Source organism: Ralstonia sp. 110700041-2 (assembly GCF_056280165.1).
Genome location: NZ_JBSFAI010000011.1, coordinates 119777 through 136486 on the forward strand (window position 1 = coordinate 119777; position 16710 = coordinate 136486).

The 16710-nt window shown below is 64.6% G+C and carries 19 protein-coding genes and 1 tRNA gene; 15 read left to right on the forward strand and 5 right to left on the reverse strand.

Annotated elements, in window-relative coordinates; translation table 11 throughout:
* The first annotated feature begins 43 nt into the window (after positions 1-43).
* From tolB to ACUXH0_RS17430, 14 genes are all read left to right on the forward strand, one after another.
* Positions 44-1348 (forward strand): Tol-Pal system beta propeller repeat protein TolB, encoded by a 1305-nt coding sequence (tolB, locus tag ACUXH0_RS17365; RefSeq protein WP_182594401.1) that lies wholly within the window; start codon positions 44-46, stop codon positions 1346-1348.
* Between the two features lie 29 nt (positions 1349-1377).
* A complete protein-coding gene (gene pal / locus ACUXH0_RS17370) occupies positions 1378-1899 on the forward strand; it encodes a peptidoglycan-associated lipoprotein Pal (RefSeq protein ID WP_182594402.1) in 522 nt (173 codons plus the stop codon).
* Positions 1900-1967: 68 nt separating this feature from the next.
* Positions 1968-2753 (forward strand): tol-pal system protein YbgF, encoded by a 786-nt coding sequence (gene ybgF, locus ACUXH0_RS17375; protein ID WP_004629505.1) that lies wholly within the window; start codon positions 1968-1970, stop codon positions 2751-2753.
* 163 nt (positions 2754-2916) lie between these two features.
* Positions 2917-3591: a 7-cyano-7-deazaguanine synthase QueC gene (gene queC, locus ACUXH0_RS17380; RefSeq protein WP_012435072.1), complete on the forward strand. Its 675-nt coding sequence runs from the start codon at positions 2917-2919 to the stop codon at positions 3589-3591.
* A 6-nt stretch (positions 3592-3597) separates the two neighbouring features.
* A complete protein-coding gene (locus ACUXH0_RS17385) occupies positions 3598-4713 on the forward strand; it encodes a YeeE/YedE family protein (RefSeq protein ID WP_004629501.1) in 1116 nt (371 codons plus the stop codon).
* 52 nt (positions 4714-4765) lie between these two features.
* Positions 4766-4841 (forward strand) — tRNA-Lys (locus ACUXH0_RS17390).
* A gap of 271 nt (positions 4842-5112) precedes the next feature.
* Entirely contained in the window at positions 5113-5883 is a 771-nt protein-coding gene (locus ACUXH0_RS17395) for a sugar phosphate isomerase/epimerase family protein (protein ID WP_182594403.1), read from the forward strand.
* Positions 5884-5912: 29 nt separating this feature from the next.
* Positions 5913-6902: a sugar kinase gene (locus tag ACUXH0_RS17400; RefSeq protein WP_182594404.1), complete on the forward strand. Its 990-nt coding sequence runs from the start codon at positions 5913-5915 to the stop codon at positions 6900-6902.
* A gap of 59 nt (positions 6903-6961) precedes the next feature.
* Positions 6962-8242 carry an MFS transporter gene (locus ACUXH0_RS17405; RefSeq protein ID WP_182594405.1) on the forward strand — a complete coding sequence of 427 codons (1281 nt, stop codon included), beginning with the start codon at positions 6962-6964 and terminating at the stop codon, positions 8240-8242.
* A gap of 4 nt (positions 8243-8246) precedes the next feature.
* Positions 8247-9221 (forward strand): NAD(P)-dependent oxidoreductase, encoded by a 975-nt coding sequence (locus tag ACUXH0_RS17410; RefSeq protein WP_182594406.1) that lies wholly within the window; start codon positions 8247-8249, stop codon positions 9219-9221.
* A 79-nt stretch (positions 9222-9300) separates the two neighbouring features.
* Positions 9301-10365 carry a LacI family DNA-binding transcriptional regulator gene (locus ACUXH0_RS17415; protein ID WP_182594407.1) on the forward strand — a complete coding sequence of 355 codons (1065 nt, stop codon included), beginning with the start codon at positions 9301-9303 and terminating at the stop codon, positions 10363-10365.
* Entirely contained in the window at positions 10362-10847 is a 486-nt protein-coding gene (locus tag ACUXH0_RS17420) for a nucleoside 2-deoxyribosyltransferase (RefSeq protein WP_182594408.1), read from the forward strand. Before ACUXH0_RS17415 ends, ACUXH0_RS17420 begins: the two co-directional genes overlap by 4 nt.
* A gap of 101 nt (positions 10848-10948) precedes the next feature.
* Positions 10949-12121, forward strand: a complete 1173-nt coding sequence (locus tag ACUXH0_RS17425; RefSeq protein ID WP_182594409.1) for an acyl-CoA dehydrogenase family protein — start codon at positions 10949-10951, stop codon at positions 12119-12121.
* An 89-nt stretch (positions 12122-12210) separates the two neighbouring features.
* Positions 12211-13113, forward strand: coding sequence for a TauD/TfdA dioxygenase family protein (locus tag ACUXH0_RS17430; RefSeq protein ID WP_182594410.1), 903 nt, complete (start codon positions 12211-12213; stop codon positions 13111-13113).
* An 11-nt stretch (positions 13114-13124) separates the two neighbouring features.
* On the opposite strand, the gene ACUXH0_RS17435 is transcribed toward ACUXH0_RS17430, so the two are convergent.
* From ACUXH0_RS17435 to ACUXH0_RS17445, 3 genes are read right to left on the reverse strand one after another with little or no spacing between them, the layout of a single operon-like run.
* Entirely contained in the window at positions 13125-13586 is a 462-nt protein-coding gene (locus ACUXH0_RS17435; protein ID WP_004629483.1) for an NUDIX hydrolase, read from the reverse strand.
* Position 13587: 1 nt separating this feature from the next.
* Positions 13588-14397 (reverse strand): ABC transporter permease, encoded by an 810-nt coding sequence (locus tag ACUXH0_RS17440; RefSeq protein WP_024973354.1) that lies wholly within the window; start codon positions 14395-14397, stop codon positions 13588-13590.
* On the reverse strand, positions 14394-15068 hold the full coding sequence (locus ACUXH0_RS17445) for an ABC transporter ATP-binding protein (RefSeq protein WP_182594447.1): 675 nt from the start codon (positions 15066-15068) through the stop codon (positions 14394-14396). Before ACUXH0_RS17445 ends, ACUXH0_RS17440 begins: the two co-directional genes overlap by 4 nt.
* A gap of 310 nt (positions 15069-15378) precedes the next feature.
* Between ACUXH0_RS17445 and ACUXH0_RS17450 the strand changes: the two genes are divergently transcribed.
* The gene (locus tag ACUXH0_RS17450) at positions 15379-15744 is read left to right on the forward strand and encodes a hypothetical protein (protein WP_182594411.1); all 366 of its coding nucleotides are present in this window, start codon (positions 15379-15381) and stop codon (positions 15742-15744) included.
* 61 nt (positions 15745-15805) lie between these two features.
* Here ACUXH0_RS17450 and ACUXH0_RS17455 read toward each other — a convergent pair whose 3' ends face one another.
* Both ACUXH0_RS17455 and ACUXH0_RS17460 read right to left on the reverse strand, forming a co-directional pair.
* Positions 15806-16333 carry a DUF3318 domain-containing protein gene (locus tag ACUXH0_RS17455; protein WP_012435084.1) on the reverse strand — a complete coding sequence of 176 codons (528 nt, stop codon included), beginning with the start codon at positions 16331-16333 and terminating at the stop codon, positions 15806-15808.
* Entirely contained in the window at positions 16330-16707 is a 378-nt protein-coding gene (locus ACUXH0_RS17460) for a phage holin family protein (RefSeq protein ID WP_009238781.1), read from the reverse strand. The genes ACUXH0_RS17455 and ACUXH0_RS17460 overlap by 4 nt, the downstream gene beginning before the upstream one ends.
* Positions 16708-16710: the final 3 nt, after the last annotated feature.

Consider the following 16710-nt stretch of genomic DNA (forward strand, 5'->3'; position numbering starts at 1 on the left):
CGCTGGCCAGCGTACTCAGATTCCGGATTTGACAGTAGGGAAGATGAACATGATGCGAACGATGTGGATCCCGATGTTCCGACGCGCTACGCAGGCACTGCTGCTGACCGCAGCGTGCGCCGGCGTGGCCCATGCCCAGCTCAATGTGGAGATCTCGGGCGTCGGCGCCAGCCAGTACCCGATCGCGATCGCCAACTTCCAGGGCGAGGCGCAGGCCCCGCAAAACCTCTCGGCCATCGTCCGGGCAGACCTGGTGCGCAGCGGCCGCTTCTCGAACGTCGATGTTGCGGGCGCCGTGGTACCGGAGAGCCCCGCACCTGACCTGGGTGCCTGGAAAGCCAAGGGCGCCGCAGCATTCGTGGGCGGCACCGTGACCCGTAACGGCGACCGCTACGAAATCCGCTTCCGCCTGTATGACACCGCCAAGGGCGAAAGCCTGGGCGGTCTGTCGCTTACGCGCGGCCCCGGCCAACTGCGCCTGGCCGCACACGAAATTGCCGATTACATCTACCAGAAGCTGATTGGCGAGCGCGGTGTTTTTGCAACGCGCCTGTCGTACGTGTCCAAGGTCGGCCGCCGCTTCCAGCTGCAGATTTCCGACTCGGACGGCGCCAACCCGCAGATCGCATTGACGAGCAACGAGCCGATCATCTCGCCGGCGTGGTCGCCGGATGGCACCAAGGTCGCGTATGTGTCGTTCGAGAGCAAGAAGCCGGTGGTGTATGTGCACGACCTGGTGGCAGGCCGCCGCACGGTCATCTCGAACCAGAAGGGCAGCAACTCTGCGCCGGCCTGGTCGCCGGACGGCCGTCATGTGGCGGTCTCGCTCTCGCGCGATGGCAATACGCAGGTCTACCTGGTCAACGCCGATGGCTCGGGCCTGCGCCGCCTGAGCCGCAGCAGCGCGATCGATACCGAGCCGTCGTTCTCGCCGGATGGCCGCTCCATCTACTTCACCAGCGACCGCGGTGGCGCACCGCAGATCTATCGCATGTCGGTTGACGGCGAAGAGGCGGGCGGTGCGCAACGCGTGACGTTCAAGGGCAACTACAACACGAGCCCGCGCGTGTCGCCAGACGGCAAGCTGTTGGCGTACATTTCGCGCGTGGGCGGTGCCTTCCGCCTGTACACGCAGGATTTGTCGAATGGCGATGTGAACGCGTTGACGGACACCTCTAGCGATGAATCGCCGAGCTTTGCGGCCAACGGCAAGTTCATCCTGTATGCCACGCGCGTTGGCGGCAAATCGGTGTTGGCCGCTGTGTCCACCGATGGCCGCACGCGTCAGGTTCTTTCCCTCCAGGCCGGCGAAGTTCGTGAGCCGGCGTGGGGTCCTTTCATGCAATAACGAAGCTGTTCCAACAGGAGAAATCGGACATGTCGAAGTCCCAAACCATGATCAAACTTGCAGCCATTGCCGCGCTGCTGGCCCTGGGCGCTTGCAGCTCGGGCGTGAAGCTCGATGACACCGCCAAGAACGGGACGGGCGGTGCCGCTGGCACGGGCGCTGACGCCCGCACGGTGACCCGGGTGGACGTGGGCCGCGACGAGCTGACCGACCCGAACAGCCCGCTGGCCAAGCGCAGCATCTACTTCGATTTCGACAGCTACTCGGTCAAGTCGGAGTACCAAGGCCTGCTGGGTCAGCACTCGCGCTACCTGCAATCGCACAACCAGCGCAAGGTCCTGATCCAGGGCAACACCGACGAGCGCGGCACGAGCGAATACAACCTCGCACTGGGCCAGAAGCGTGCCGAGGCCGTGCGTCGCGCCCTGTCGTCGATGGGCGTGCCTGACAGCCAGATGGAAGCCGTGAGCCTGGGTAAGGAAAAGCCGCAAGCGACCGGCCACGACGAAGACTCGTGGGCACAGAACCGCCGCGCCGACATCGTCTACTAATCGGTATGGTTTGAAGTGGAACGCGCCGGCTGCGAGGTTGCGGCCGGCGTTCTTACGTTGGCAATCACATGAATACGATGATGAAACAGCGCGCTTATGGGGCCATGCGTCGGGCCATCCTGATGGCGACGCTCGTCGCGGGTGGCGCCCTCACCGTGGCCGGCCCGGCGGCAGCGGGGGTGTTTGACGACGATGAGGCGCGCCGCGCCATCATCGACATGCGCGACAAGTTCAACAACTTCCAGTCGACGGCGGCCCAGCGCATCGATCAGAACAGCAAGAACCTGATCGACGCGCAAAACCAGATCGAGACACTCAAATCCGAAGTGGCGCGCCTGCGCGGGCAGAACGAAGTCCTGCAGAACAGCGTCGATACGCTGACCAAGCAGCAAAAGGATTACTACGCCGACCTCGATGCGCGCCTGAAGAAGTTCGAGCCGCAGCAAGCGACGGTGGACGGTCGCGAAGGGATGGTCCAGCCGAACGAGAAGCCGGAATACGACGCTGCGCTCAAGGCGTTCCAGGGCGGGGACTTCAAGGGCGCGGGCAACCAGTTCTCGGCGTTCGTGAAGAAGTATCCGCAAAGCCCGTATCTGCCGCTGGCGCAATTCTGGCTGGGCAACGCGCTCTATGCGCAGCGCGACTACAAGGGCTCGAGCTACGTGCTGGAGAACATGGCGCGCAGCAATCCGCAGCATCCGAAGGCGCCCGATGCCCTGCTGCAGGTGGCGACCAACCAGGGCGAGTCTGGCCAAAAGGCGGCCGCACGCAAGACGCTGGAATCGGTGGTCTCGCAGTATCCCGGCACCGAGCAGGCTAAGACGGCGCAAAGCCGTCTGAAGTCGATGCGCTGATCGGCAAGCCGTCCGGCATGTAAACAAACGCCCGCCCGTGGCTGCACCGGCGGGCGTTTTTTCATGGACCGCTGAATAGCGGGCATATGCCCGGTTGGGCGCGGGCAGGGCGGCGGCACGCTAAAATGCGGGCCTTCCCGATTTGCTTTGCAAGGCTTCGCCCATGAAAAAACGCGCCATCGTCCTGCTCTCAGGCGGCCTGGACTCTGCCACCGTGCTTGCCATGGCCAATGCCGACGGCTTTGAGACTTACGCGCTGTCGATGCGCTACGGCCAGCGCCATTCGTCCGAGTTGGAAGCAGCCAAGAAAGTGGCGGCGGCGCTCGGCGCAGTGCGCCATGAAATCGTCGATCTGGACTTGCGCAAGTTCGGGGGCTCCGCGTTGACGGACGATGCGCTCGATGTACCGACCGACGGTGTGCAATCGGGCATCCCGATCACGTATGTGCCGGCACGCAACACGATCATGCTGTCGCTGGCGCTTGGCTGGGCCGAGGCGGTTGGCGCACGTGACCTGTTCTTTGGCGCGAATGCCGTGGACTACTCCGGCTATCCGGATTGCCGTCCCGAATACGTTGCCGCGTACGAAACGCTGGCCAACCTGGCGACGAAGGCCGGCGTGGAAGGCGAGCGCATCCGCGTGAACGCACCCATCATCAACATGACCAAGGCGGAGATCATCCAGGCCGGTGTGCGGCTGGGCGTGGACTACGGCCTGACCGTGTCGTGCTACAAGGCCGACGACGCCGGCCGCGCTTGCGGCGTGTGCGATTCGTGCCGCATCCGCAAGGCCGGCTTTGAAGCCGCGGGCGTGCCCGACCCCACCCGCTACGTCTGAGGCACCATGCCCGATATCGATCTCAACGTGTTGTCCCACACAGTGCTGTGGGGCACGTTTGCGCTGACGTTCGTGTTTGGCGCGATCCTTCAGCGCACGCACTTCTGCACCATGGGCGCGGTGTCCGATGTCGTCAACATCGGCGACTGGAACCGGCTGCGCATGTGGGCGCTGGCCATCGGCGTGGCCATGATCGGCACGGGATGCCTGAGCTGGCTTGGCCTGATCGATACGAGCAAGACGATCTACACGGCGAGCAAGCTGCTGTGGCTGTCGTCGCTGGTGGGCGGGCTGTTGTTCGGCTTCGGCATGGTGCTGGGCTCGGGGTGCGGCAGCAAGACGCTGGTGCGCATCGGCGGCGGCAATCTCAAGTCGGTCGTGGTGTTCGTGTTCCTGGGGCTGGCGGCGTACATGACGCTCAAGGGCGTGTTTGGGGTGGTGCGTGTGGCGACGGTGGACAGCGTAGCCGTTGCGTTGCCGACGTCGCAGGATCTGCCGAGCGTGCTGGGCCACGCGTTCTCCACCGATGCGCGCGCGCTGCGTCTCGTGCTGGCGCTGGGGATCGGCGGGGCGCTGTCGCTGTGGGCGCTGCTGGGGCGCGATTTCCGCACGGGCGACAACCTGCTGGGCGGCATCGGCGTCGGGCTCATCATCGTCGGCATGTGGTACGTATCGGGGCATCTCGGTTACGTGCAGGAAGATCCGAACACGTTGCAGGAAGCGTTTGTGGCGACCAACAGCGGGCGCATGGAAGCGCTGAGCTTCGTGGCTCCGGTGTCGTACACGCTGGAGTGGCTGATGTTCTTCAGTGATACATCCAAGGTACTGACGGTCGGCATTGTGAGCGTGCTTGGCGTGATTGCAGGCTCGGCAGCGGTGGCGCTGGCCACGCGCACGTTCCGCTGGGAGGGCTTTGCCAATGCCGAGGACACGGGCAACCACATCATTGGCGGCATCCTGATGGGCATTGGGGGCGTCACGGCGCTCGGTTGCACGATCGGGCAGGGGCTGTCGGGCGTGTCGACGCTGGCGATCGGTTCGTTCATCGCGCTGGCCGGCATCGTGATCGGTGCGGTGCTGGCGTTCCGCTACCAGATGTGGCGAATGGAGCAGCTCGTTTGATCTGGTGAGCGTTGACAGAATCGCAGATATCTTCCTATAATCGCGGTCTTTGGGGTCTTTAGCTCAGTCGGTAGAGCAGTAGACTTTTAATCTATTGGTCGCGGGTTCGAATCCCGCAGGACCCACCAAAATTCGAAGGGCTGACAGGCAACTGTCGGCCCTTTTTGTTTGCCGTGCTCCGCACGATTGCCGTCTCCTTCCGCTTTTGGTGGCCGGGCTTTTCACATCGACAGCGCGGTGTGCCTTCCCGATAGCGCCATCGCACTGACCGCCGCCGATCAAATGGCCGACGGGTCGCATCGGCTACCGCCGCTAGGGATTTCCTCTATAGCGCTCAGGATCTGCAGCCACCAACATAGCTCCAATTGGAACCGGTTCCATAACGGAAAAAGCGCACACATGGCAGATATCGTGATCGTGGCGAGCGCGTTCGGCGCCGCTCAGGTGCGCGCGCAGGGGCATCACGCCTATGTTCCCCTGGCCGCGTCGGTCGGCGCAGCCGGCTTCGAGGTGCGGCGTGAATTGTTGCCCGCTGGGCTGGATGGCACGGTATCGGCTGACTTACTGACTGCATTGGGCCGCCTGATGGCAGCGCGTGGTCTGTGGGCGGTCTATTCCACGCCGGCCGCGCTGTACACGGACGTCGGCGCTCTGGACACGGTCGCTGTCCGAGGTGCGCTGGTTGAAGCGCAAACCTTGGGTGCGCGCATCGTGAAGTTCCAGCTTGGCGGCTTTGCCGGCGATGCGTCGGCGGAGTTGCTGGCCCGACTCCTGCGAGGCTGGCGCGCACGGGTGCTGGTCGAGAACGGTCAACAGGCGGTGGGCGGCTCCCTGGCGCAGTTCCGCAGTTTGTTCGACGCCTTGGAAAGGGCGGATGCGGCGGACATGCTGGGCATGACGTTCGACGTTGGTAACTGGGAATGGTCGGGCGAAGCGCCGCTGGCGTGCGCGCGGGCCCTGGCCCCGTACGTCGAATACATCCATTGCAAGAGCGTCGCGGGCGAGGGCGCGCGTCGCTTTGCCGTGGCGCCTGCGGGCGACGATGCCCGATTCGCCGCTGTACTGGCCGCGCTGCCCCGCGATGTACCGCGCGGCATCGAATTTCCGTTCGACACGGTCGATCCTGTCGCCGATGCCCATCAACACGTCATGTGGCTCAAGGCCGCCTGACGGGGACGCGACATCGAAGGAGCTTATGCATGTCACATACGTTGGATGTCATCACCTACGGCGAAGCCATGGCGATGTTCGTGGCGACGGCGCCGGGGCCGCTCGCGCAGGCCACGCAGTTCACCAAGCGGATTGCGGGTGCCGATCTGAATGTGGCCATCGGCTTGAGTCGCCTCGGTTTTCGCGTCGGCTATGTGAGCCGGGTGGGGCAGGATTCGTTTGGCGAGTACGTGCTGGAAACGCTGGCGCGCGAACGGATCGATGTCTCATGCGTGGCGGTGGACCCGCAATATCCGACTGGCTTCCAGCTGAAGTCGCGGGCCGACGATGGCAGTGACCCGCGTGTGGAGTACTTCCGCAAGGGCTCGGCCGCCAGCCGGCTCTCGCGCGACGACTATGTCGCCGACTACGTGCTTGGCGCACGCCATCTGCATCTGACGGGCGTGGCCCCCGCAATTTCAGCGTCGTCGTGTGAACTGGCGTTCCACCTTGCGCGAGAGATGCGTGCGGCCGGGGGTTCGATCTCCTTCGATCCGAACCTGCGCCCAACGCTGTGGCCGTCCGCCGCGGAGATGGTAAGCACGCTCAACGCGCTGGCGTCGCTTTCCGATTGGGTGCTGCCCGGCTTGGCCGAGGGGCAGCAACTGACCGGCTATGACACCCCGGCCGATATCGCGCGCTTCTATCTCGATCGAGGTGCGCGAGGTGTGGCCATCAAGCTGGGTGCGGCCGGTGCGTACTACCGGACCGCCGACGGAGCAGAAGGCATCGCCGACGGCGTGCGTGTAGCGCGCGTCGTCGACACAGTGGGCGCGGGCGACGGCTTTGCAGTGGGCGTTGTCAGCGCGCTGCTTGAAGGGCTGTCGCCCGATCTGGCTGTTGCGCGCGGCAACCGTATTGGCGCACTGGCGATCCAGGTGATCGGAGATTCCGAAGGCCTGCCGACGCGCGCCGCGCTCGAGGTGCTTGAACAAACGGCCCGCATGGCATGCGAGCCGGAACCCATTTCCAACGTGTAACGCAGCGCTTCGACTGCCGCCCGTCACGGGCAACGCAAACCATCAAAGGAGACACGACCATGGCAACGCAACTGGCTGCGCGGCGCTGGTGGATGATCATGCCGATCGTCTTTATCACCTACAGCCTGGCCTACCTCGATCGCGCGAACTATGGCTTCGCGGCGGCGGCCGGCATCAATCACGATCTGGGGATCAGCCAGGGGCTGTCGTCGTTGATTGGCGCGCTGTTTTTCCTCGGCTATTTCTTCTTCCAGATTCCCGGCGCGATCTACGCAGAGCGCCGCAGCGTGAAGAAGCTCGTGTTCATCAGCCTCGTGTTGTGGGGCTTGTGCGCGGCGCTCACGGGCGTCGTGAGTGACATTCCAACGTTGATGGCGATCCGGTTTGTGCTGGGTGTGGTCGAGGCGGCCGTCATGCCGGCGATGCTCATCTACATCAGCAACTGGTTTACCAAGCACGAGCGTTCGCGCGCGAATACATTCCTGATTCTGGGCAATCCCGTGACCGTGCTCTGGATGTCGGTGGTATCGGGCTACCTCGTGCGCGAGTTCGGCTGGCGCCATATGTTCATCGCCGAGGGCGTGCCCGCCATCATCTGGGCCGTGTGCTGGTGGTGCCTGGTGCAGGACAAGCCCGCGCAGGCGCCGTGGCTGAGCCCACAGGAAAAGCGCGACCTCGAACAGGCACTGGCTGCGGAGCAGGCGGCCATCAAGCCGATGCGCAACTATGGCGAGGCCTTCCGCTCGCCTGTCGTCATCAAGCTGTGCGCGCAGTACTTCTGCTGGAGCATCGGCGTCTATGGCTTCGTGCTGTGGCTACCGTCCATCGTGAAGAACGGCTCGTCGCTTGGCATGGTCGAGACGGGCTGGCTGTCTGCGCTGCCGTATCTTGCGGCCACCATCGCGATGCTCGCGGCGTCGTGGGCATCCGACAAGGTGGGGTCGCGGCGTGGGTTCGTCTGGCCGTTCCTGCTGGTGGGGGCCGCAGCGTTTGCCGCATCGTTTGCACTCGGCTCAACGCATTTCTGGATGTCGTATGTGCTGCTCGTGATTGCCGGTGCGGCGATGTATGCACCGTATGGTCCGTTCTTCGCGATCGTGCCGGAGTTGCTGCCGAAGAACGTCGCCGGTGGCGCGATGGCGCTGATCAACAGCATGGGCGCTCTCGGTTCGTTTGTCGGCTCGTACTTCGTTGGCTACTTGAACGGTGCCACGGGCTCTCCGCTGGCGTCGTACGCATTCATGAGCGCGGCGCTGTTGGCCGCCGTGGTGCTCACGCTCTGCGTCAAGCCGCAACCGCGTGACGCTTACCCGCTGGCCAACCCTGTCCCTGGGAAATGAACCGATGAAACCGCTTGTCGTTGCCTACAAGCTGCTGCCCGACGATGTCGTGGCCGAGTTGCGCGAGCATGTCGAACTCGTGCAGGTTGACGGCGCCGCGGCGTTGACCGAGTCGCTTGCCAACGCGGAAGGCGCGATCGGCGCGAGCCTGAAGATCACGCCTCAGATGCTCGACAGCGCGCCAAGGCTCAGGGCGTGGTCCACGATTTCGGTCGGCTATGACAATTTCGACGTGCCCGATCTCACGCGTCGCGGCATTGCGCTTGCGCACACCCCGGATGCGTTGACCGAGTCGACCGCCGATACCGTGTTTTCGCTGATCCTCGCCTCGGCGCGTCGCGTGGTGGAGTTGGCCGAGTGGGTCAGGGCCGGCAACTGGCAGCGTAGCATCGGGCCAGAACTTTACGGCACGGATGTCCAGGGCAAGACGATCGGCATCGTCGGGCTGGGTCGGATCGGCGCGGCGTTGGCCCGCCGTGCGGCGCTGGGGTTCCGGATGTCTGTCCTGTACACGAACCGGCATCCGCATCCCGAGGCCGAAGCGCAGTACGGCGCGCGCCGCGTGGCGCTCGACACGTTGCTGGCCGAAGCCGATTTTGTTTGCCTGCAGGTGCCGCTGACGCCGGAAACGCAGCACCTGATCGGCGCGGCAGAACTGGCGAAGATGAAGCGCAGTGCGATTCTCATCAATGCATCGCGTGGGGCCGTCGTCGACGAAGCAGCGCTCATCGATGCGTTGCGTAACGGGACGATACGCGGCGCGGGGCTCGATGTGTTCGAGCACGAACCGCTGCCGGCCAACTCGCCACTGCTGGCGATGAACAACGTGGTTGCACTGCCCCATATCGGCTCCGCGACGCACGAGACGCGACACGCAATGGCCCGCTGCGCGGCTGACAACCTGATCAAGGCGCTGGTCGGTACGTTGCGTGAGAACCTGGTCAATCCACAGGTGCTGGAGCACGCGCGCACCTTGTGAGTCGCGTGCCGGGATTGCGCTATGATCCTCGCACTCCGGCTTCGGCCCCTCGTGCCGACGGCCTGCTCTGAAGCGCAACGTGACTGATTTCCCATCCTCTTCCTCGCGCCCTGCGACCATCACCGACGTGGCCCGCGAAGCGGGAACCGGCAAGACCAGCGTGTCCCGCTATCTGAATGGCGAGACGCAGGTCCTTTCCGAAGATTTGCGACAGCGCATCGAAGCCGCCATCCAGCGGTTGAACTACCGGCCCAACCAGATGGCGCGCGGTCTCAAGCGCGGCCGCAATCGCCTGCTCGGCATGCTGGTGGCCGATCTGACCAATCCTTACTCGATCGAAGTCCTGCAAGGCGTTGAAGCCGCTTGCCACGCGCTGGGCTACATGCCGCTCATCTGCCACGCCGCAAACGAGATCGAGATGGAGCGCCGGTTCGTCCAGTTGCTGACGACGTACCGGGTCGAAGGTTTGATCGTCAACGCGCTCGGCGCGGAAGAGGCCGTGTTGCGTCCGCTGCGGGGCGGCGGCATTCCCGCTGTGCTGGTGGATCGCACGGTAGAAGGGTTCGACGCCGACCTCGTGGGACTTGATAACCGCGACGCCGTCCGGCTGGGCGTGCAACATCTGCTGGATCACGGTTTCGATGCCATCCAGTTCATCGTGCAGCCGTTTGAGCAGGTCAGTTCCCGGCGTGAACGCGAACTTGCCTTTCGAGAGGCGATGGCAGCGCGAGGGCGGCCAGCGGAGCCGACCGTGGTGCTCGACCCGAACGATCCGGCCTCAACTGAGCGTGCGCTGGCCGAGATCGATGCACGCATCGATGCGGTGTATCAGCGAGGCGGAAAACGACTCGCGCTGTTTGTTGCCAACGCGCCGGTCGCGCTCGTCGTTGCGCGACATCTGCGCATGCAGTTTGGCCCAGCCTGGCAGGAGCGGGCGGCGCTGCTGTCGATCGATGATCCAGAATGGGCCGAGTTGATCGGCACTACCACGATCCGGCAACCAACGTATGACATCGGCTACAAGGCGGTCGAATTCGTGCATGAACGCATCGAAGGCGTGAGCGAGGCTGCCCGTGTCGTGTTGCTGCCCGGCACGCTGGTCGAACGTGCTTCGACGGTGCATTCGACGCAGGCCGCGTCATGACGTTGCGCCTGTATCTCGCGGGGCCGGACGTTTTTCGTCCGGAGCCCATTGCGCACGGCGAGGCGCTGAAGGTGTTGTGCGCAGAGTTTGGTTTTGTCGGCCTGTACCCGCTGGATAACACGATCGCTCCCCAGGCAGATGGGCCTGCTACCGCCGCTGAAATCTACCGGCAGAACATCGCGCTGATCGATCTGGCGGATGCCGTGATCGCCAACGTGGCGGATTTTCGCGGGCACGAGCCCGACTCCGGTACGTGCTTCGAAATCGGCTACGCCATCGCCCGCGGCAAGGAGGTGTGGTGCTACAACGTGCCCGCCGTGCCGCTCGTCGGGCAGGTGCCGAACGCCAATGGCAATGATGCCGACGGCTGGGTCGTGGAAGATTTCGGCCTGCCGCGCAACCTCATGATCGCTTGCAGTTGTCACCTCGTCGTGGGCAATGCGCGCGCGTGCCTCGAGCGCATGCGCGTGCACTACGCATAGTCGCGCGCTGGATATGCGTATGCGGATTGCTTCCTTCAAGGCGGTCGGGGCCATCCGTATAGTGCCTGCACCGGATGGCGTCTCCGACGCGAGGCAAGCGCATGAAGCTCGACGATCTGCATCAACTCCCCGACCTTACGCAGCTGCTGGCTGATCTGGCGGCCACCGCTGCGCAACGCGACCAGCAAGGCGGCCATGCCGCGCACGAAAAAGCTGCGATTTCGCGCGCGGGTTTGCTGCCGCTGGTCATCCCTACGCAGTACGGCGGAGCGGGCGTCAGTTGGGAGGATGCCTTTGCCACGGTGCGTGCCATTGCGGCAGTCGACAGCTCGCTTGGGCACTTGCTTGCTTTCCAGTATCTGCAAACTGCGACCGTCTATCTGTACGGCTCCGACGCGCAGCGGGAACGCTTCCTGCGGCCGACCGCAGAACTGGGCTGGTGGTGGGGCAACGCCGTCAATCCGCTCGACCATCGCCTGCGTGCACAGCGTTCGGGCAGCGGCTGGCTGCTCGATGGCGAAAAGGGGTTCTGTTCCGGCGCGCTCGGCTCCGACGTGATGGTCGTATCTGCCCACGACGCGGCCAGTGGCAACCCCGTCGTTGCGGTGGTGCCGACGGCGCGCTACGGCATCACGGTGCGGGATGACTGGCATCCGATCGGGCAGCGCCAGACCGACAGCGCGTCTGTGCAATTCCGGCACGTGCAGGTCAGCGAAGATGAAGTGCTGGTCCGCCCCGAGGCCGTCCTCACGCCATATCAAACGTTGCGTTCCTGTATCGCGCAGAACGTACTGGTCAATCTCTACACCGGCATTGCCGCAGGCGCGCTGGACGAGGCACGCAAGCACACGCTGCAATTGTCGCGGCCATGGATCACCTCGGGTGTGGAGCGCGCGGCGGACGATCCTTACCAAATCCACCGCTTTGGCGAGATGCGCGTGCAATTGCTGGCTGCAGAAGCGCTGGCCGATCGCGCCATCCAACGGTTGGACCGCGCTTGGCGTAAAGGCGCCGCGCTGAGCGCCGACGAGCGGGCCGAGGTCTCGCTTGCCACGGCCGAAGCCAAGGTGTTGGCACATCGTGCCGCATTGTTCGTCGCCCAGGAATTGTTTGAGGCGACAGGCGCACGTTCGACCAAGGCCGCGCTGGCGCTGGACCGCTTCTGGCGCAACGCGCGCACGCATACGCTGCACGACCCGCTCGACTACAAATTGCGCGCCATCGGCCGCTACGCGCTGGAAGGCATCCTGCCCGACGCCACCATCTACGGCTAAGCGCCTATCGATCTGCACATTCCTTCGTTGGCACACGACTGCGGCGGGCGGTGTAATGTGAAATTCGTCTATTGCCGCGCGCTTACATCATGTCCGACGCCGTTGTTACCCCGGATGCTCCTGCCGTCCACACAGCCCGCTTCCACATTCGCCGCTTGCCTGACGCGCCGCTCGGCGCAGAGATCCTCGGCCTGGGCGATGGAGCCGATTTGTCTGACGCCGACATCGCCACGATCCGCCAAGCTTGGCTCGCACATGATGGTCTGCTCGTGTTCCGTGACGTCGAATTCACGCCGCAGGCGCAAGTGGCGTTCAGCCGGCGCTTCGGTCCGCAGCAGGTGCACGTGTTGAACCAGTTCCATCTGAGCGGACATTCGGAAATCCTCGTCGTCTCCAACGTGGTCGAAAACGGTAAGCCAATCGGGCTGGGCGATGCGGGGCGCGACTGGCATTCCGATCTCTCATACAAGCCGTTGCCGAGCCTCGGCTCGATGCTGCTCACGCGCGAGTTGCCGGAAGAGGGCGGCGATACGTTGTTCGCCAACATGGTGCGCGCATACGAAACGCTGCCGGCCAATCTCAAGCGCGTCATCGAAGGCCGCCGCGCGGTGCATTCGTATGTGTACCGCTATGAGCGATTGCGCGCGCTGTCGACCTGGCGTCCGCCGCTCACGCAAGCGCAGCGCGACGCCGTTCCGCCGGTCGATCACCCCGTTGTGCGCACGCATCCGGAAACCGGCAAGCGTGCGCTCTTCGTCAACGAGGGCTTCAGCTCGCACATCATCGGCTTGCCGGAAGACGAGAGCACCAGCGTGCTGGAGCAGCTCTTCGCCCACAGCATCCGCGCCGACAACGTCTACACGCACCGCTGGCGCCCCGGCGACATGCTGTTCTGGGACAACCGCTCCACCATCCACTTTGCGCCCGGCTGCCCAGACAAGTATCGGCGCACGCTGCATCGCACGACCATCGAAGGGGACGTGCCGGTTTAGGCGCTGTTCGTCTACAGCCCGGACTCGGCCAGACGGGCATCAATACTTGGCAGTGTCAACGTCTGCGCAAACAGGCGCGTGAGCGATTGGCTCGCATATTGGGGCAGCTCTTCGGCCGCGGTCCAGCGGTATGCGTCCATCTCGGGGATGAGCCGGCCGGTGCGGTAGCTGTGGAACATCGACGTGCACGTCAGCGTGTCAAGCGCAACTTCCGCCCGGCGCAGGCGCGTTGCGAATAGGTGCAGCTCCTTGTCACGGCGATAGGGAAAACGGCCGAGTTCGATCAGTGCGTGGCCGTCGAGCACAAGACCGGTTTCCTCGCGCGTCTCGCGCAGGGCGGTGTCGCGGTGGTTCTCGCCCGGGTCGGGCGCGCCTTTGGGGATGTCCCAGTGGCGCGTTTCAGTGGCGTGGGCGAGGAGCACCTCGCCATCTTCGTTGAGCAGCACGAGGCCGCAGGATAGGGCGATCGGCATGCTATTTCGTTCCGCCGCGTTGTGTGATGCGTGCAGTCAGCAACTGGTGCTCACGGCTGAACAGCCGGCGATAGGCCAGCAGCACGGCCGCAACCGTCCCCAGCCCAGAAGCTGCCGCCAGCAGGAACATGATGACGATCTGGTAGCGCACGGCCTCCAGTGGAGACTGCCCGGCCAGCACCTGGCCCGTCATCATGCCGGGCAGGCTCACCACGCCCACCACGGTCATCTGGTTGATGATCGGTGTCATGCCGGCGCGCACGGCCGTTCGTGCTGCATTGCGCGCCGCTTCCCAGCGCGTGCCGCCGAGCGCAAGAATCGTCTCCACTTGGTCGCGCGTGGCAGTCAGCTCGCCGGTCATGCGCTCGAGCGCCAGGCCTACGCCGGTGAGCGTGTTGCCAAGAATCATCCCCATGATCGGGATGGCGTATTGCGGCTGATACCACGGATGCGCATGCAGTACGACCACCAGCCCGATCGCTCCGATCAGCCATGTGCTGCCGAAGACCGACAACGTGCCGTCCAACCGCAGTCCGGCATAGCCGCGTGCGCCTCGACTGCCAGTCGCGTGCCCTGCAATGAGCGTCATGACGGTCACGATGCCCAGCACCACCGCCCATTGCGCGTGGGCGAATACCCATTCGAGCACGAAGCCCACCGCCAGCAATTGCACCACGGTGCGCACGGCCGCCCACGCCAGGCGTCGCTCGAGCCCAAGCCCCAGGCCGATGGACAGCGCACCGTTCACGAGGATCAGCGCAGCCGCAATGCCGACCTGCCAGGCGGAAAGGGAGAGGTCCTGGCCGTTCATTGCTCGGGCCCCGTGTCGAGTTGCCCGGCAACCATCTTCCAATGCTGCTGGCCGATGCGCTCTGCTTGCGCCGAATCGTGTGTCACCCACATCCACGCATGCCGCTCGGGTGCCTGCGCAAACCAATGCTGCAACAGCGCCTCGACCGCACGCGCAGAGGCGGGGTCAAGGGCCGCCGTAGGCTCGTCGAGCAGCAGGACGGTCGGCCGTGTCTGTAGTGTGCGAACCAGCGCCGCGATCTGTGCTTCACCGCCGGAAAGATCGGCGGCGTTCTTGTCGAGAAAGCTGGCGTCGCGCTCGGCACCCACAAGCAAGGCGATAGCGGCGTCCCGATCGAAGCCGGTGCTTTGGCGCCGCACGTGCAGCTGATAGGGCAGGCGCAGGTTGTCTTCCACCGTACCGGGCAGCAGCGCTGGGCGCTGGCGCACGTACGCCACGTGACAGCGATAGGCCGGAACCGCGCGCGGGCCGATCGCTTGGCCATGCCATGTCACTTGCCCATCATCGAGCGGATCGAGCAGCGCCAGCGCGCGCAGCAGCACGCTCTTGCCCGCGCCGGATGGCCCGGTCAGCGCAATGCGGTCGCCTGCCTGCACAGCAAGCGTGGCAGATTGCAGCAGCGTGACACCGGTGCGTGCATCGCGGCGTTGGAGGTGGGTGGCGGCCAGCATGGTGGGGCGAGTGTGTTGCGTACGGTATGGCATCAATGCGTTGCATTTATGCATTATGCATATGAGCGGGGGGAGTGGTCCTCCACCGTAATCGTCAGTACGCCTGCGCAGGCGCAGTGCCGTCGCCTCGTGGTTACGCCATCCACGCGTCATGCGGAATGGTCCCTAGCCCAAACGGAGCAGTGCCAATGCCTTGGCCAGTGGCCGATGTCGGACGAATCCGACATGCCATTCAGCGACGGGCGGGTCGCCATTTGCGCATCCCGGGCATAGCATCGAAGCGTCACTAGAAGAAGCGATGGAGGGCGCCATGGAGACCGACAAAGTGCAAGTTGCCCACCCATGGTGGCAGCCGGGAGTCTTTGCATCTGCGCTGGCGATTTTTTTGTGGATCTGCGCGGAGCTGCCTCCCGATATGCTTGGCACCATCTTCCATGCGGGTACGTCGCCCGATTCTCTTCGGCATGTTGGTGACACCCTGTTCGTGATTGGCTGGACCGCCGGCGGCGCGCTAATGTGGAGTGGCCGACGGCGTGTCGCGCATGACGCTGACGTGACAGCGCAGCCGGCTGAGGCGGAAGTGGGCGCCACTGGTCAACCGCACGGGCTTGCTGGTTTGCGCCAGAGCATGGCCCGGCGGTGGGAGCGCGTGCGTCATCCGATTCCGCTGCACTGATATTGCGCTGCCGCAAATGAGAAAGGCCGGATTGCCCGGCCTTTTCTTGCGGGCGCAGCCTTCAGGAGGTGCTGCCTGGGATGATCTCCTCCGCATCGGCGTTGGGCGCCGACGTTGGCGCGCCGGCGTGCTCGCCTTGTGCCTCCTGCCATTTCTTGTAGCCCCACCAGGCCGCTCCGGCCACGATCCCCACCTTGCCGAGCTTGCGCGTGATCCGGCCGATGACGGTGCGGCGCAATCCTGCATACGCGAGCGACAGTACAGTGCCCACCAGCGGATACTCACGCGCAATGCCCAGCGTCCGCATCAGGCTGTTCGGCCGGGCCAGCGGGCGGAACAGGCTTGGCAGCAACGCTCCGAGGCCGCCCAGGCTGAAGGTACGGCTACTGGCGCGATGGACATCGTTGCGGGCTTGAGCGTAGTCGTAGCGCTCCAGCGCGGCGCGCGTGAGCAGCAATTCCTTGCGCACGCTCAAGGGCAGGCGTGTTTCGGCGCCGCGGCGTGACGGCCGCACATGGTGCCGCGCGCTCGATGCGGGTTCGTTCACGGATGTGCCCGGTGACGGCGCGTGTTCGGTCGGATCAGTCATCGGCGCAGGATCTCCCGGTCTTTGTCTAGTTCGGCCAGCGTGGCCTCGAACAGCGGCGGTGCGTCGCGCAGCAGCGAACGCACCTTCCACAGGCACGCTGCAGCGCCCAGCGCATACAGCGCCGCCATCACGGCCAGGGACTGCCAGCGATACGTATCCCAGCACAGGATGACCACCAGCGCCGTCAGCGTCATGATGGACAGGGCGATCAGGCTCACGGCCAACATGCCCAGGAAGGCGGTGCCGAGCAGCCGTTCTTTTTCTTCAGCCAGTTCGACGCTCGCCAGCTCGAGCCGCGTCTGCAGCATCGAGACGACCGTGCCGGCCAGTTTCTTCAAGGAAGCGAACAGCTTGGGGCTGGTGTCGTCGGTCATGAG

Excerpts from the sequence above, each read along its gene's own strand:
- ACUXH0_RS17445 (WP_182594447.1), bottom strand. The coding sequence starts at position 15,068 with ATGCTGGCCGCCACCCACCTCCAACGCCGCGATGCACGCACCGGTGTC.
- ACUXH0_RS17405 (WP_182594405.1), top strand. The coding sequence starts at position 6,962 with ATGGCAACGCAACTGGCTGCGCGGCGCTGGTGGATGATCATGCCGATC.
- ACUXH0_RS17435 (WP_004629483.1), bottom strand. The coding sequence starts at position 13,586 with ATGCCGATCGCCCTATCCTGCGGCCTCGTGCTGCTCAACGAAGATGGC.
- pal (WP_182594402.1), top strand. The coding sequence starts at position 1,378 with ATGTCGAAGTCCCAAACCATGATCAAACTTGCAGCCATTGCCGCGCTG.
- ACUXH0_RS17425 (WP_182594409.1), top strand. The coding sequence starts at position 10,949 with ATGAAGCTCGACGATCTGCATCAACTCCCCGACCTTACGCAGCTGCTG.
- ACUXH0_RS17420 (WP_182594408.1), top strand. The coding sequence starts at position 10,362 with ATGACGTTGCGCCTGTATCTCGCGGGGCCGGACGTTTTTCGTCCGGAG.
- ACUXH0_RS17455 (WP_012435084.1), bottom strand. The coding sequence starts at position 16,333 with ATGACTGATCCGACCGAACACGCGCCGTCACCGGGCACATCCGTGAAC.
- ACUXH0_RS17395 (WP_182594403.1), top strand. The coding sequence starts at position 5,113 with ATGGCAGATATCGTGATCGTGGCGAGCGCGTTCGGCGCCGCTCAGGTG.
- ACUXH0_RS17460 (WP_009238781.1), bottom strand. The coding sequence starts at position 16,707 with ATGACCGACGACACCAGCCCCAAGCTGTTCGCTTCCTTGAAGAAACTG.
- ACUXH0_RS17410 (WP_182594406.1), top strand. The coding sequence starts at position 8,247 with ATGAAACCGCTTGTCGTTGCCTACAAGCTGCTGCCCGACGATGTCGTG.
- ybgF (WP_004629505.1), top strand. The coding sequence starts at position 1,968 with ATGAATACGATGATGAAACAGCGCGCTTATGGGGCCATGCGTCGGGCC.
- queC (WP_012435072.1), top strand. The coding sequence starts at position 2,917 with ATGAAAAAACGCGCCATCGTCCTGCTCTCAGGCGGCCTGGACTCTGCC.
- tolB (WP_182594401.1), top strand. The coding sequence starts at position 44 with ATGAACATGATGCGAACGATGTGGATCCCGATGTTCCGACGCGCTACG.
- ACUXH0_RS17440 (WP_024973354.1), bottom strand. The coding sequence starts at position 14,397 with ATGAACGGCCAGGACCTCTCCCTTTCCGCCTGGCAGGTCGGCATTGCG.
- ACUXH0_RS17430 (WP_182594410.1), top strand. The coding sequence starts at position 12,211 with ATGTCCGACGCCGTTGTTACCCCGGATGCTCCTGCCGTCCACACAGCC.
- ACUXH0_RS17400 (WP_182594404.1), top strand. The coding sequence starts at position 5,913 with ATGTCACATACGTTGGATGTCATCACCTACGGCGAAGCCATGGCGATG.
- ACUXH0_RS17385 (WP_004629501.1), top strand. The coding sequence starts at position 3,598 with ATGCCCGATATCGATCTCAACGTGTTGTCCCACACAGTGCTGTGGGGC.
- ACUXH0_RS17450 (WP_182594411.1), top strand. The coding sequence starts at position 15,379 with ATGGAGACCGACAAAGTGCAAGTTGCCCACCCATGGTGGCAGCCGGGA.